The 14,691-nt window shown below is 55.9% G+C and carries 13 protein-coding genes; 2 read left to right on the top strand and 11 right to left on the bottom strand.

Annotated features, from left to right (window positions below; all coding sequences use genetic code 11):
• Positions 1–104: 104 nt before the first annotated feature.
• Positions 105–884 (top strand): transcriptional regulator LldR, encoded by a 780-nt coding sequence (gene lldR / locus M2Q46_RS08745; protein WP_026484289.1) that lies wholly within the window; start codon positions 105–107, stop codon positions 882–884.
• A gap of 272 nt (positions 885–1,156) precedes the next feature.
• Here lldR and gltA read toward each other — a convergent pair whose 3' ends face one another.
• The 7 genes from gltA to M2Q46_RS08780 all read right to left on the bottom strand — a co-directional run bounded on the left by gltA (position 1,157) and on the right by M2Q46_RS08780 (position 6,940).
• Complete coding sequence (gltA, locus tag M2Q46_RS08750) at positions 1,157–2,461, bottom strand: citrate synthase (protein WP_022983549.1); 1,305 nt, start codon at positions 2,459–2,461, stop codon at positions 1,157–1,159.
• 18 nt (positions 2,462–2,479) lie between these two features.
• Positions 2,480–2,740, bottom strand: a complete 261-nt coding sequence (locus tag M2Q46_RS08755; protein WP_003802528.1) for a succinate dehydrogenase assembly factor 2 — start codon at positions 2,738–2,740, stop codon at positions 2,480–2,482.
• Positions 2,741–2,758: 18 nt separating this feature from the next.
• A complete protein-coding gene (locus M2Q46_RS08760; RefSeq protein WP_003802530.1) occupies positions 2,759–3,475 on the bottom strand; it encodes a succinate dehydrogenase iron-sulfur subunit in 717 nt (238 codons plus the stop codon).
• Positions 3,476–3,488: 13 nt separating this feature from the next.
• A complete protein-coding gene (gene sdhA / locus M2Q46_RS08765) occupies positions 3,489–5,267 on the bottom strand; it encodes a succinate dehydrogenase flavoprotein subunit (RefSeq protein WP_022983547.1) in 1,779 nt (592 codons plus the stop codon).
• A 3-nt stretch (positions 5,268–5,270) separates the two neighbouring features.
• Complete coding sequence (gene sdhD, locus M2Q46_RS08770) at positions 5,271–5,654, bottom strand: succinate dehydrogenase, hydrophobic membrane anchor protein (RefSeq protein ID WP_088450830.1); 384 nt, start codon at positions 5,652–5,654, stop codon at positions 5,271–5,273.
• Positions 5,654–6,067 carry a succinate dehydrogenase, cytochrome b556 subunit gene (gene sdhC / locus M2Q46_RS08775; protein WP_009457694.1) on the bottom strand — a complete coding sequence of 138 codons (414 nt, stop codon included), beginning with the start codon at positions 6,065–6,067 and terminating at the stop codon, positions 5,654–5,656. Before sdhC ends, sdhD begins: the two co-directional genes overlap by 1 nt.
• 102 nt (positions 6,068–6,169) lie before the next feature.
• Positions 6,170–6,940, bottom strand: coding sequence for a GntR family transcriptional regulator (locus tag M2Q46_RS08780; protein WP_009457695.1), 771 nt, complete (start codon positions 6,938–6,940; stop codon positions 6,170–6,172).
• Between the two features lie 289 nt (positions 6,941–7,229).
• Here M2Q46_RS08780 and M2Q46_RS08785 point away from each other — a divergent pair, with 289 nt between their 5' ends.
• Positions 7,230–8,219, top strand: coding sequence for a malate dehydrogenase (locus tag M2Q46_RS08785; protein WP_022983546.1), 990 nt, complete (start codon positions 7,230–7,232; stop codon positions 8,217–8,219).
• 73 nt (positions 8,220–8,292) lie between these two features.
• Here M2Q46_RS08785 and M2Q46_RS08790 read toward each other — a convergent pair whose 3' ends face one another.
• From M2Q46_RS08790 to prpR, 4 genes are all read right to left on the bottom strand, one after another.
• The gene (locus M2Q46_RS08790) at positions 8,293–10,659 is read right to left on the bottom strand and encodes a TonB-dependent siderophore receptor (RefSeq protein WP_254002815.1); all 2,367 of its coding nucleotides are present in this window, start codon (positions 10,657–10,659) and stop codon (positions 8,293–8,295) included.
• Positions 10,660–10,958: 299 nt separating this feature from the next.
• Entirely contained in the window at positions 10,959–11,954 is a 996-nt protein-coding gene (locus M2Q46_RS08795; RefSeq protein ID WP_083054010.1) for a FecR family protein, read from the bottom strand.
• A gap of 108 nt (positions 11,955–12,062) precedes the next feature.
• Positions 12,063–12,563 carry a sigma-70 family RNA polymerase sigma factor gene (locus tag M2Q46_RS08800; RefSeq protein ID WP_035270828.1) on the bottom strand — a complete coding sequence of 167 codons (501 nt, stop codon included), beginning with the start codon at positions 12,561–12,563 and terminating at the stop codon, positions 12,063–12,065.
• A 108-nt stretch (positions 12,564–12,671) separates the two neighbouring features.
• A complete protein-coding gene (gene prpR, locus M2Q46_RS08805; protein WP_239055240.1) occupies positions 12,672–14,588 on the bottom strand; it encodes a propionate catabolism operon regulatory protein PrpR in 1,917 nt (638 codons plus the stop codon).
• Between the last annotated feature and the right edge of the window lie 103 nt (positions 14,589–14,691).

Below are 14,691 nucleotides of genomic sequence, written 5' to 3' on the forward strand. Positions count from 1 at the left end.
CTTTGCATTACCAGCAGAAACCCTGACTAGTTTGGCGCCTCAAGGCCTTAATACGATTAAAAAACCAATAAAGTGGTAATACCAAATTTAAAGAAGCGTCTTATATGACTATGAATCCCAGCACTCGCCTATCGGACCTGGTTGCTGAAAAAATCCGGCAACTTATACAGGATGAACAGTTGCAACCCGGTGACCGGATCCCGTCCGAGCGTCAATTGGCTGAACGGCTGGATGTGTCGCGTGTACCGATACGGGAGGCCTTGCGCTCGCTAAGCTCTGAAGGCTTGCTGGTTACCCGCCGTGGCGGGGGTACTTATGTTCAAGACAGCGAGTTGATCAACTGGCCAGCCCAAAGCATTGCGCCTCTGGAGGAGCTGATCAATGAAGACCCCTTGTATCGCTATGATGTCCTGGAGGCACGTCGGGCCTTGGAAGCCAGCACAGCTTGGCATGCGGCACAACGAGCAACAGATGCGGACAAAAAGCGCATTGAACAGTGTTTCCAAGTGATGGTTCGGCATCAACAAAACCAGGATGCAGACCTGTCGGCACGTGCAGACGCCCAATTTCATCTGGCAATTGCCATGGCTTCTCATAATGTCGTGCTGGTACAACTGATGAACGGCTTGTTCCAGTTAGTGTTCTCTACAGTGAAAGAGAACCGGCGCGCCATGTTCGAGTTCGACAATGCACGGGAAGTGGAAATTTTGACCGAGCAGCACGCGGGAGTCATGAAAGCTATTTTGGATGGTGATGCAGAACGGGCTCGCGAGCTGATCGGGCACCACCTGGATCATGTCCAGGCCAAAGTCCGATTTTCTGAAGAGAACAAAGCTCGTGAACAGCGGATTTTCCGCTTCAACAACCACCTGTCTCAGCCTTGAAGCCTAGCCTGTCAGGCATTTGGGCTGCTGCATGTTGACGTGCATATGGTGGTGACAATGCCAACAGCAATGCCAGCGACTCTGGCGATGCGGGCAGTGTTGGTGATCGCTGTGGCTGTGGCTGTGGCTGTGGCTGTAGCCATAACAATACAAAGATAACAGGCAAAAAAAAGTGCACCCAATGGTGCACTTGACCTTCCAGCTACTGCTTCATAACGCTACGGGCTACATGAAGACCCGGGGCACGCCCCAGGGATCGCAGCCCGACAGCATTAACGTTGAGCAGGTACGTCGCGCTGAGTTGGGCCCACGTACAGCTGACGTGGACGGCCAATCTTGTAATCTGGATCGGACAGCATTTCGTTCCACTGAGCAATCCAGCCTACGGTACGAGCCAGGGCGAAGATAGCGGTGAACAAGGATGTTGGGATGCCGATAGCGCGCTGAACGATACCCGAGTAGAAGTCTACGTTGGGGTACAGCTTGCGTTCGACGAAGTATGGATCTTCCAGAGCAATACGCTCCAGTTCCATGGCCAGCTTGAACAGAGGATCATTCTCCAGGCCCAGGGCTTCCAGAACTTCCTTGCAGGTTTCTTGCATCAGCTTGGCGCGTGGGTCGTAGTTCTTGTAGACACGGTGACCAAAGCCCATCAGGCGAACGCCCGAGTTCTTGTCCTTGACCTTCTCCATGAACTCGCCAACCTTGTCGATGCCGCCGTTGGCTTGCAACTCTTCCAGCATGTTCAGGCAAGCTTCGTTTGCACCACCGTGGGCAGGACCCCACAAGCAAGCAACACCCGCAGCGATCGCAGCGAAAGGATTGGTACCCGACGAACCGCACAGGCGCACGGTGGAGGTGGAGGCGTTTTGTTCGTGATCTGCATGCAGGATGAAGATACGGTCCAGAGCGCGCTCAACCACTTCGTTGACCTTGTAGTCTTCGCAAGGGGTAGCGAACATCATGCGCAAGAAGTTGCCGGTGTAGGACAAATCATTCTTGGGATAGATGAAAGGCTGTCCCAAAGAATACTTGTACGCCATCGCAACCAAAGTAGGCAGCTTGGCGATCAAGCGAATAGCCGACACATGACGGTGATGAGGATTCGTGATGTCCGTGGAATCATGGTAGAACGCCGACAGGGCACCGACCAGACCGGTCAGTATTGCCATGGGGTGAGCGTCCGGACGGAAGCCGCGCAGGAAGTGCTGCATCTGTTCCTGAACCATGGTGTGGTTCGTGACCAGGGAGTCAAATTCCTGCTTCTGATCTGCGTTGGGCAACTCGCCGTTCAGGATCAGGTAGCACACATCCATGAAATCGCACTTTTGTGCCAACTGGTCGATCGGGTAACCACGGTACATCAACTGGCCCTTGTCGCCGTCAATGTAGGTGATACCGGATTCGCAAGCCGCCGTTGCCATAAAGCCTGGGTCATAGGTAAACATACCTGTCTGACCGTAGAGCTTACGGATATCGATCACGTCCGGACCTACGGTGCCCTTGTGTACAGGGAACTCAACCGAAGGGCTACCGTCGGAGAAGGATAGCGTGGCTTTTTTATCTGACAATTCCATCACTTTTTTCCTCAATGGTTATAGCTTTCGCATAATGTCTACTAGTCGCTGAATGTCCGGTGTGGCGTACTGCCCTTCTGGCTCGGAGCGAGCCAGAAGGACATCCAGCAAAACTGTATCGTCCATTTCGAACAAGCGGGTCAGGGCCGAGACGTCCTGATCAGTCAGCTCGTTTTCGTATTGATCCAGAAAACGGGTGATCATCAAGTCGTTTTCAAGCAAGCCCCGGCGCGCACGCCAGCGCAGGCGCGCACGCTCCAATTCCGTCAATGTTCTCATCGGTACATACCCACCTTTTTAGATACTGCGACGCACCAGCATTTCTTTGATCTTGCCGATGGCATGCGACGGGTTCAGTCCTTTTGGACAGACGTCCGTGCAATTCATGATCGTGTGGCAGCGGAACAAGCGGTATGGATCTTCCAGATTGTCCAGACGCTCGCCCGTTGCTTCGTCACGCGAGTCGGCAATGAAACGATAGGCTTGCAACAAACCAGCAGGACCGACGAACTTGTCGGGGTTCCACCAGAACGATGGGCAAGAGGTCGAGCAGCAGGCGCACAGAATGCACTCGTACAGACCATCGAGCTCCTCACGGGCTTCAGGCGTTTGCAAACGCTCTTTCTCGGGAGGAGGAGCATCGTTGATCAGGAACGGCTTGACCGAATGGTACTGATCGAAGAAGTGGGTCATGTCCACGATCAGGTCACGGATAACCGGCAGACCTGGCAGTGGGCGCAGAACCACAGGCTCTTTCAAGTCGCGCATATTGGTGGTGCAGGCCAGACCGTTCTTGCCATTGATGTTCATGGCATCGGAACCGCACACACCTTCACGGCAGGAGCGACGCAGCGCCAGGCTGTCGTCCATGTCGTTTTTAATGCGCAGGATCGCATCGAGCAGCATCTTGTCGGTGGGCTCCAGCTCGACTTCGATCTTCTGCATGTAGGGACGCTCGTCCTTGTCAGGATCGTAGCGGTAGATTTCAAATTTGACCTTACGTTTTTGGCTCATGTCAGTATCCTGCTTAGAAAGTCCGGGCCTTGGGCGGAATCGTTTCGGCTGTCAGAGGCTTCATCTGGACAGGCTTGTACTCCAGACGGCTGCCTTCCGAGAACCACAAGGTGTGACGCAGCCAGTTTTCGTCGTCACGTTCTGGGTGGTCGTTCAGGGCATGAGCACCGCGACTTTCAGTACGATTGGCGGCCGACTTCGTGGTGGCGCGAGCCACTTCGATCATGTTGGCCACTTCCAGAGCTTCAATACGGGCGGTATTGAACACCTTGGACTTGTCTTTGAAGTAAATATCCTTGACTTCGGGAACCAGGGATTCGATCTGGTCGACACCCTTGTGCAACAGATCCAGGGTACGGAACACACCGCAGTGAGCCTGCATGGCCACACGAATCTTGTTGCCCACGTCCTGTGCCTTTTCGCCCGATGTACGGGATTCCAGACGGTTGACGCGGTCCAGCGAGTACTCGATGGAGGACTCGTTGATTTCCTGGTGCGCGTGCGTTTTCTCGGGGTGCGAATCCACAATGTGGTTGCCGGCAGCGCGACCGAACACGATCAGGTCCAGCAGGGAGTTCGTACCCAGACGGTTGGCACCGTGCACGGAAGTAGCGGCACATTCACCGATGGCGTACAGACCGTTGACGATCTTGTTCTCGCCCGTTGGCGTTTGGGTCACAACCTGACCGTAGTAGTTCGTGGGGATACCGCCCATCTGGTAGTGGATGGTTGGAACTACAGGGATTGGGTCTTTGATCGGGTCCACGTTACCGAACTTGATCGCGATTTCGCGAATCGAAGGCAGACGTTTCTTGATGACGTCAGCGCCCAGGTGATCCAGTTTCAGAACCACGTAGCTGCCGTCGCCACAACCACGACCTTCCTTGATTTCCTGGTCCATGGAACGGGACACGAAGTCACGTGGGGCCAAGTCTTTCAGGGTGGGAGCGTAACGCTCCATGAAGCGCTCGCCGTCTTTATTGAGCAAGATACCGCCTTCACCGCGTACGCCTTCGGTAATCAGCACGCCAGCACCGGCTACGCCAGTGGGGTGGAATTGCCAGAATTCCATGTCCTGCAAAGGCAGACCAGCACGAGCAGCCATACCCAGGCCGTCACCGGTGTTGATGAAGGCGTTGGTGGAAGCAGCCCAGATACGGCCAGCACCACCGGTAGCCAGCACCACGCGCTTGCCTTCCAGAACGTAGATTTCGCCGGTTTCCATTTCCAGAGCGGTTACGCCCAGAACGTCGCCAGCTTCGTTACGCAGCAGGTCCAGCGCCATCCATTCCACGAAGAACTGGGTGCGGGCTGCAACGTTACGCTGGTACAGGGTGTGCAACATGGCGTGGCCGGTACGGTCAGCAGCGGCACAGGCACGTTGAACAGGCTTTTCACCAAAGTTGGCAGTGTGACCACCAAATGGACGCTGGTAAATCGTACCGTCCTGGTTACGGTCAAACGGCATACCGAAGTGCTCGAGCTCGTACACAGCGTGTGGAGCTTCACGGCACATGAATTCGATGGCGTCCTGGTCGCCCAGCCAGTCCGAACCCTTGACGGTGTCGTACATGTGCCAGTACCAGTGATCCTCGCTCATGTTACCCAGGGAAGCACTGACGCCACCTTGAGCCGCCACGGTGTGGGAGCGGGTTGGGAACACCTTGCTGAGCACGGCCACGGACAAGCCAGCCTGAGCCAATTGCAGGGAACAACGCATACCGGCGCCACCGGCACCGACCACCACTACGTCAAACTGACGGCGGGGCAAAGATTTTGTGATGGAAGCCACGGTTTAGAGACTCCAGATAATTTTTGCAAAAAAGACGACACTGGCGACCAGCCACAGCAAGGTCAACACTTGCAGGAGCAAGCGCAGACCAGCGGGCTTGACGTAGTCCATCCAGATGTCACGCACACCAATCCAGGCGTGCCAGGACAAAGACAGGAAGAACAAGGTTGCCAGCAACTGACCCAAAGGCAGGGAGCCGACCGTGAACGAGAACAGGCCGCGCCAGGTCTCGAAATTCAGTTCACTGCTAAACAGGATGCCGCCGATGATGACCAAGGTGTAGATGGCCATGATGACTGCGGTGACACGCTGTGCCAGAAAGTCCAAGGTACCGTAGTGGGCACCCACTACCAGGCGGTTTGCGCCAATGCGCTCACGATTTGCCATTACCACACCCCAAACAGTTTCAAACCAAACACAACGGTCAGCGCCAGGCTGACCCCGAACACCATACCGGCCGACTTCTTGGCGGACTCTTTATCGTTACCCAGGTGCAGGTCCAGTGCCAGATAGCGGATGCCGGCACAGAAGTGGTGCAGGTAGCCCCAGATCAGGACCAGAAGGATCAGCTTACAGACAGGGTTGTCGACGTAGCTGCGCAAGGTCTCGAAGGACTCTGGAGAGCTGACGCTCAAAGAGAACAGTGGCAATAGAACGAGCGGCAGGCAAAGAAACAGCAATGCACCACTGACACGATGCAAAATCGACGATTTTGCAGCCAGGGGCAAGCGGTAGCTCAATATCTGCGGCACGCTGATATTGCGATACTGCGGACGCTGCTTGGGTGCGGTATCAGACATGATGGCCTCGAAGTAGATAAAAAAAAGTCATAAAATTTTTAACCTTGGTATTTTCACCTATTTGACACTACGGTGCAGTATCAAATACCGTATGCCGCCGAACTAGCTGAGCGTGTTTCGGTAATGGAAGCGCTCAGTCAGGTACAAGCCCCGGCGCAACTCCATCGGTCGATCACCATAGGTATAGGACACGCGTTCCACGTGCAGGAGCGGCGAACCGGCAGCGACCTGCAAGACCGAGGCGGCCTCTTCGGTGGCACTGACAGCACCAATCTTTTCATCGGCGCGCACCATGCTCACGCCGAATTTGCTCTCGAACCAGGCGTACATCGGGCCCTTGTTCTGCTCAACGGCCTCCAGGGTCAAACCCTTGAAGACGGAGCCAGGCAGCCAGATATCGTCATAAATGGTCGGGACCTGATCAAAGGACAGAACCCGGCGCAGGTTCACCACCATGTCGGAGGTGCGCAAATCCAGCAGCACGGCAACATCCGTAGGCGCTTTCATTCGACGCACATCCAGAATACGGCTCTGGGAAGCCACAGGCTTGCCATCATCCGGGGCCAGGCGCAGGAAACGAAAGCGCACACGGGCTTCGTGGTGAGTAGCCACAAAGGTACCCTTGCCTTGACGACGGATCAGGAGGTTGTCGGCGGCCAGCTCATCAATGGCCTTGCGCACCGTGCCCTGGCTGACCTGAAAGCGGGCAGCCAGCTCCAGTTCACTGGGGATGGCTTCGCCGGGCTTCCACTCGCCACGATCCAGCCCCTGCAGCAACAAAGCCTTGATCTGTTGATACAGAGGGCTATAGGCCGCGCTAGGAGCGGATTTTTCGATTTCCTGGGTGCGTAGCGGCGGCACGTTATCAGACATGGGGCTCATAAAAAATGCGCGACAGATACAGCTTGGAACGCGCATTTGTTCATAAAATAGACAGTGCACTAATTTTCGCATGACCGGCCCCGAATGTCTAACGCTCTTATGTCTTATATAAGATATAAGACGTTTGACGCCGCTATCGTTTTGGTCTAGTCTGCGCAGTGAAAAAAGAGGCTTTTCCTCTTGCGAAAAACCGTTTTCCACGCCAGCCGCCCGGTCTGCAAAAGATTTAAACTGTGTTTTTCGTCACCGTCTTCAAACCCAAAAACGGAGTCTTACTCTCATGTCCAAACCCGCAATGCGCGTCGCCGTTACCGGCGCTGCTGGCCAGATTGGCTACGCCCTGCTGTTTCGCATCGCTTCTGGCGAAATGCTGGGCAAAGACCAGCCTGTAATCCTGCAGCTGCTGGAACTCGCCGACGAGAAAGCCCAAAAGGCCCTGAAGGGCGTCATGATGGAACTGGACGACTGCGCCTTCCCGCTGCTGCAAGGCATGTCCGCCCACAGCGATCCTGAAACCGCCTTCAAAGATGCTGATATCGCCCTGCTGGTCGGTGCCCGTCCTCGTGGCCCAGGCATGGAGCGTAAAGATCTGCTGGCCTTCAACGCCCAGATCTTCACAGCACAAGGCCGTGCCCTGAACAAAGTGGCCAGCCGTGACGTGAAAGTGCTGGTGGTCGGCAACCCAGCCAACACCAACGCCTACATTGCCATGAAGTCCGCTCCTGATCTGCCAGCGAAGAACTTCACCGCCATGCTGCGCCTGGACCACAACCGCGCCCTGTCGCAGTTGGCGACCAAGTCCGGCAAGGCTGTTGCTGACATCGAGAACCTGATCGTTTGGGGCAACCACTCACCCACCATGTACCCAGATACCCGTTTCGCTACCGTGAACGGCGAGAAGATCGACGCGATCATCAACGATCAGGCCTGGAACCGCGAAACCTTCATCCCCACCGTGGGCAAACGTGGCGCCGCCATCATCGAAGCCCGTGGCCTGTCCTCGGCTGCTTCGGCTGCCAACGCCGCCATCGACCACGTGCGCGACTGGGTGCTGGGTTCGAACGGCAAATGGGTCACCATGGGTGTTCCTTCGGACGGCTCCTACGGCATTCCTGAAGGCATCATCTACGGCGTGCCTGTGACCACCGAAAACGGTGAGTACAAGCGTGTTGAAGGCCTGGAAATCGACGCCTTCTCGCGTGAGCGCATGGACCACACCCTGAACGAGCTGCTGGAAGAGCGTGACGGTGTGAAAGACCTGCTGGGTTAATTGACCCGCTAGTCTGCAAAATCCCCGCCTGATTGGCGGGGATTTTTTTTGCCTGAGGGCTAGCCTGCCTGCATCAGAAGTCGTAACGCAGATTCAGGAATGCACTGCGTGGCGCACCGTAGTGGCCGTAGCTGCCGCCCATGCCCTGATAGTAAGTCTTGTCGAACAAGTTATTCACGTTCAGAGTCGCCGCAAATTTCTTGTTGAACTGATAGCGCGCCATCAAGTTCACCACCGCATAACTGTCCTGCTCCACGGTGCTGTTGTAGCGGCTAAAGCGTAAGGAGGTCTTGGAGTTCCAGTTGACACCCCCGCCTACCGTCAAGGCACTCCATTGGCCTGGTAAACGGTATGTCGTCCACAAGCGCAAGGTGTTCACGGGCAGCACTGTCAGCAACTGCTCGCCTTGGGCATCTTTGGTCTTGGAGTGGCTGAAACCGAAATGCACATTCCAATCCGGCGTAATCTCCCCAGCCAGTTCCAGGTCAATCCCCTTGGTCTTGGCCCCATCCACAGAGCGAAAAGCCTGGGTATTCTGACCTGGCACCGTAAAGCCCGCGTCTTCCTCGGCCACATTATCTTTTTGGGACTGATAAAGGGCGATATTCGCGTTCAGACGACGATCCAGAAACTCGCCTTTCCAGCCAAGCTCCTGATTCTTGCCAATAATTGGATCCAGGACCTTGCCATTACGATCCTGCGCGGACTGAGGCTGGAAAATATCCGTGTAACTGGCATAGATGGTTTGCTCAGGCGTCAGGTCATAAACCAGGCCAACATAAGGCGTGATTTGGTCACGCTCACGCATGCCATAGGTCTGCAAGAACTTGTCAGTTGGGCTGGCGTAATAGTAGTCGTAGTCATAGCTGGAAACCCGCGCACCCACAATCAAATGCGTCCTTTCAAGCGGATTGAAACGCACCGCGGCATAAGCACCTGTCTGGCGAGACTTCACATTAAAAATCTCTCCTACCTGCCCCGTATTCGCAGGACGTTCCAGCTCGTTATTCCAGGTATAGAAATTGACTTTGGAAACGCCCACATCCCAGCCCGTATGCTTGTTTTCATAGTTCTGGAAATTGAATCCGGCAATGAAATCGTGTTGACGCCCGCCCAGCTCGAAAGGCCCTTGCAAGGTAACATCCACACCTTTCTGGCTTTGCGTAGCCCCTGCGCGATAGCGCAGCATTCCTGCACTGCCTGTTTCCTTATCCAGGAAAGAACGCCCCGAGCCGACCTGGTAGGAGCCATTCAGATTATCCCGGTCCACATCCATGTAATTGGCCGCCACCTTGAACTGCCAATCATTGGGTAAATCCTGTTCCAGGTTCAGCGTGTAGTTGGTCGTTTTGAACTCGTCATACATCCACCGGGCACCCGTGCTGGTCGAGCGCGAGAAATCGGTTGCTTCACCATTGGTAAAGATCAAGGGTACGCCAGGCGCGCCCTTGGCCTTGTAGCGCTGATGATCCACGCTAAGGCGTAGCAAGGTGGTCTCTGTCAGGTCCGCCTCCAAAGCGCCATAGAACAGATCCTTGTCCTGCTTGTAGGCATCCATGAAGCTGTTGTTGTCCTGCTTGGCAAAAACCAGTCGCCCTCGCAGGTTGCCGCTTTCAGTCAGGGGCCCGGACACATCCGCTTCTGCCCGATAAAAATCCCAGGAGCCCGCCCCCAACTGCACGTGGGCCTGGAACTCCTTCGTTGGGCGCTTACGTATCAAGTTCACCGTTCCGCTGGGGCTGCCCGCTCCCGTCATCAGACCGGTTGCCCCGCGCACCACCTCTACCCGGTCATACAGCGCCATATCCAGCAAGGTGCTGGGCATGGTGCGTGTCTGATTCACTTGCGTCGTGGTCACACCATCGAGCTGATAGGTATCAATGGCACTACCACGCGAATAAATATTGAAGCGCTGGCCACCATCCTGCGCCATGGTCACACCCGGCGTCTGCCCCAGGACATCCGTCATCGTATTCAACTGCTGATCTTCCATTTGCTGACGAGTAATCACGCTGATGGATTGCGGCGTATCCTTGATCGACAAGTTCATCTTGGTTGCGGTGTTGGTCAGCGGCGTTGTGTAGGAGCCCGTACCTTCCGTGGTCGGGTCCAGGCTGGCCTTGACCTGAATAGGCGCCAGCTGTGTAGCCTCGCTCTGAGCAGGACGCCGCAGCGATACATTTTTTCCGGATCGCACAAACTCGATCCCGGTACCCGCCAGAAGGCGACGCAACCCTTCCTCGGGAGACAGGCTGCCTGTCAGCGCCGGAGCGCTATATCCCTGCACCACATCCTGGGAGAAGAAAATCTGCAAAGAGGCCTGCTCACCAAATTCCAATAGCGCCTTGCTCAATGACTGAGCCGGTATGTGGAACTGAATGCTTGCTGATTGAGCGACTGCAGCTTGAGGCAGCGTACCCAGCGCAAGCGCAATAGACATGGCCAAGGCCGACATGCTGAACTGCATGCTCGATAAGGGCGTGCGCGATGCCGCACGTAATGATGCCGTTTTCACAATCCTGCAAATTCCATAAATGAAGTTTCGCGTCTGACGCAGATATCCCTTTGGCCAAAGGTGTTTTCAGGGGACTGTGCGCAAATCGCAAATCCTCCCCCCTCATGTCTATAGACGAGCCAGCCCCGCAAACATCGGATGGGAAATGAGAATCATTTTCGAAACAAAGTGTAACAGCAGACGAGAACAGAAAGCTCACACCACGGCTCGCGCATTACAGGAAATTATTTGGCGACGATGCGCAGGCGCCCATCCGGGGCACGCACCACAAGCACCGGAGCGAAAACCGGCAGCATCTCAAGAAACGATTGGGGGTCATCCACACTGAAAATACCCGCGATCTGATGATCTCGTAGTGTCGGTGCATCCAGCACTACGGGACGATCCAGATAACGGTTGATCTCAGCAACAGCGCGGAACAAAGGCGTATTTTCAAAGACGATCTTGCCGCGTCGCCAAGCCAGCGTGCTGTCCAGGTCAGGCAGGTGCACCGGCCCCAAGCCCAACTCGTCCGACACAGCCAGCCCCTGCCCTTTTTCCAGAGCTCGTGACTGACGATTCCACCACGGCCCATTGAACACATTGACCGAGCCCGACTCCACACTGACTTGCGTGGTCTGAGCGTCGTAACGCACATTAAAGCGCGTACCTGTTACCACGATTCGGCTCTCGCCCGCCTCCACCACAAAAGGGCGGGATGGGTCATGTTGCACTGAGAAGAAGATCTCCCCTTCAAGCAGCTGAACCACACGCTTGCCTTCGTAAAGGCGCGCTGTTGCGCGTGCACCCGAGTTCAGCTCCAGCACGGAACCGTCCGGCAAGCTCATCTGCTTTTGCTCACCACGCTGGGCAAATAAGCTCATGGTCTGTTGCGGCGACTCCAACCAGCCACCACTCAGGGCCACGCTTCCTACCACGGCCGCGGTACACATGCCCGCCAGCCCCCAGGCAAAGCGTCGACGCGTCAGTGCAGGGACGGGCTTGGGAGCCTCGCGGCGCGATAGAATCTCGCTCCATTCTTCCTTGGGAATATGCAGGCTGGCATCCCAAATACGCTGCACATTGCGGTACTGCCGGTCATGCTCGGGATTCGCCTGTCGCCATTGCTCGAACGCACGCCAATCCTCCGACGAAGCATCGTCAGAATGCAAATAGGCAAACCATTGAGCGGCGAGCTCGTCCGGTTCTACCGAGGAGGAAGAAGCGTTCGGTGGTTTCATCACAGCACAACAAGAGAGCAAGCTGCACAACAAAGCAGCCGCATGGAAATATACCCCTTCATACCTATAGACGTTCGAGAAGGGGCAAGACCCGAACAATTTGTCGGTTCAAGAGGCATATTTCTGTAACTTTTTATTCAAATGGCGCAGCGTGCGGCTCATGTGCTTTTCGACGACCGAGCGGGAAATGCCCATGGCACTCGCGATCTCCGCATGCGTCCAGCCTTCAATGCGATGACGCACATAGACCTGCTGACACACCAAAGGCAACTCATTCAGAGCGCTTTTCAAGTCTGCCAGCATTTGCCGCGAGACCAACTCCGACTCCAACTCCGGGGCCTGCGGATGCTCATGCTCGTCCAGTTCGTGCAAAGGAGTGGTAGGCAAAATCGCCTGGCGGCGATAACGGTCAATAACGCCGTTGGCGGTGCTGCGCTTCAGATACGCGCGCGGATTGTCAACCGTAGCCGCAGCATTTTCCAATAAGCGCAGCGCTGCATCCTGCATAGCGTCTTCGCTATCTTCATGAGGTGCCTTCCGACGCCACGCCGCAACCAGCTCAATGTAATGAGCGAGCCACGTTTTCTTGGGCGCGGATGATCGGGGCATACGGAACAAGCTGCAAAAGAATGAAAGCCGACATAATAACAATGATTCTCATTCATAATGAGCTGACGTATCAATTTATCGTTTCCGAGCACAGGAGCGACCCGATAGCTACTCCGTTTTACGCAACTTCCGCCACAAGGTACTACGGCTAATCCCCAGCCGCTGTGCCGCCAAGGCGCGGTTGCCACCACACTCTTCCAGTACTTTGGCCAAATGCTCTTGTTCACTGCGCTCCTGCTGATCACGCAAGGCTGGCAAGGCGGGCTCGCTCACCACGGCCCGCAACTCAGGCGCAATATCTTCCAGCACCACAGCCTGATCCCCTTGCACTGTGCCCAACACCATCAAACGTTCAATCAAGTTTTCCAGTTCGCGAATATTGCCCGGCCATGTGTAGTGGCGGCCTAGTTCGAGCAGCTCCGCCATCCACTGCGAGTTGAGCGTGATTGCACCACCCAGACGTTGGGCAACCTTGGCCAATAAATGCTCCACCAACTCCGGCAAGTCCTGCGTGCGCAGACGCAAAGGCGGCAAACGCAGCACCAGGATGTTCAGTCGATAAAACAGATCCTGGCGGAACACGCCTTCTTTAACCTGCGCGGCCAGATCGCGGTGAGTAGCCGCAATCACGCGCACATCCACCGGCGTTGGCTCAATCGCCCCGATACGCAGCACTTCTTTTTCTTGCAGCACACGCAGTAAACGGGTTTGTAGCGGCAAGGGCATTTCGCCGATCTCGTCCAGAAACAGGGTGCCGGTGTGAGCCGCTTCCACCAGCCCCACCTTGCCACCTCGACTGGAGCCGGTAAATGCCCCCTCCACATACCCGAACAACTCGCTTTCCAACAGGCTGTCCGGGAAAGCCGCGCAGTTCACGGCCACAAAGGGTTGCGCGCGTCTGGCGCTGGCGCTGTGAATGCCTTGAGCCAGCAATTCCTTGCCTGTGCCGCTTTCACCAATAATCAAGGTTGTGGCTGTACTTTGAGCGCAAGCCTGGGCTTGAGCACGCAGCTTGCGCATGGGCGAGCTTTGCCCCACCAGATCAGATAGCTCGTAACGGGCATGACGCGATGCGGCTTGCTGACTGCGTGAACGCAAGCTGCGGTCCAGTCGTTGAATCGCTGCCGGGTCCTGGCAAAGTAGCACTGCCCCGCTCAAGCGCCCCTGCTCCAGAATCGGCATGCGGGTCACGATCGCGGTACGGCCACCTACTTGCTGCACCGTATCCAACTGCACTTCCAGACTGCGCAGCGTGCCAGCCAGATCCAGCTCGGGATACAAGGAACCCAAACGACGGCCAATCATGGCTTGAGCCGGTTGGCCCAACCAGGCTTCCATCGCCGGGTTCACGGTTTCAATCCGCTCGTCCCTGTCCACTGACACCACGCCGTCACGCAACTGCGCCAGAATCGTATTCAAGCGATCCCGGCGAGCGGCCTCAGCGCGAGCCACGCGAGCCAGTTCGATAGCGGATTCCAGAGCCTGTCGCACCGCTCCTTGTGAGTACAGCAACACGCCTTCCATCTGATTCTCGCGCGCCAGATCCACCACCAGACCGGGTGCCAGCACCCACTCCACGCCCAGTTCTTTCAAATCCTGGACACAGCTACGGGCGTCGGCTTCACTGCGATAGCTACGTAGCTCCACAGGCAGATCAAAACGCTGCACGAACTCCAGTAGCTCCAGCGGCATTTCGCCATAAGTCACCACGGCTTTGCGCTCTGCCTGTGCCGAGGCCAGACTGCCCATAATGTCGAAGCCACCGGGATGGACCAACACCACTGGCAAGTCCAGGTGTTCGCGCAAATAACTGCCGTTGGAACCGGCAGACACCAGCACGTCAATTTCGCCTGTTTGTCGCAAAACCTGCACGGCCTCCACGGCCTCGCCATAGGCTTTGTCCACAATCAGTATTTCGGCCTGGGCGCGAAACTGCGGCACCAGCTCTTCCAATAGAGAACGCAGTCCATGCAGGCCAAAAGCTACCAGACGCAGACGCGCAGGCGGGGAGGAAGGATAAGGCATATGGTTTCACCCGGGCTTCAATAATGCGACACTGTTTCAAATTACGTTTCAATATTGAAACACAAAACAGAAAAAGACAATATTCCTGGAAGGGAGCGACGAC

The organism is Alcaligenes sp. YSL9, assembly GCF_030515105.1.
Lineage (GTDB): Bacteria > Pseudomonadota > Gammaproteobacteria > Burkholderiales > Burkholderiaceae_B > Alcaligenes > Alcaligenes phenolicus.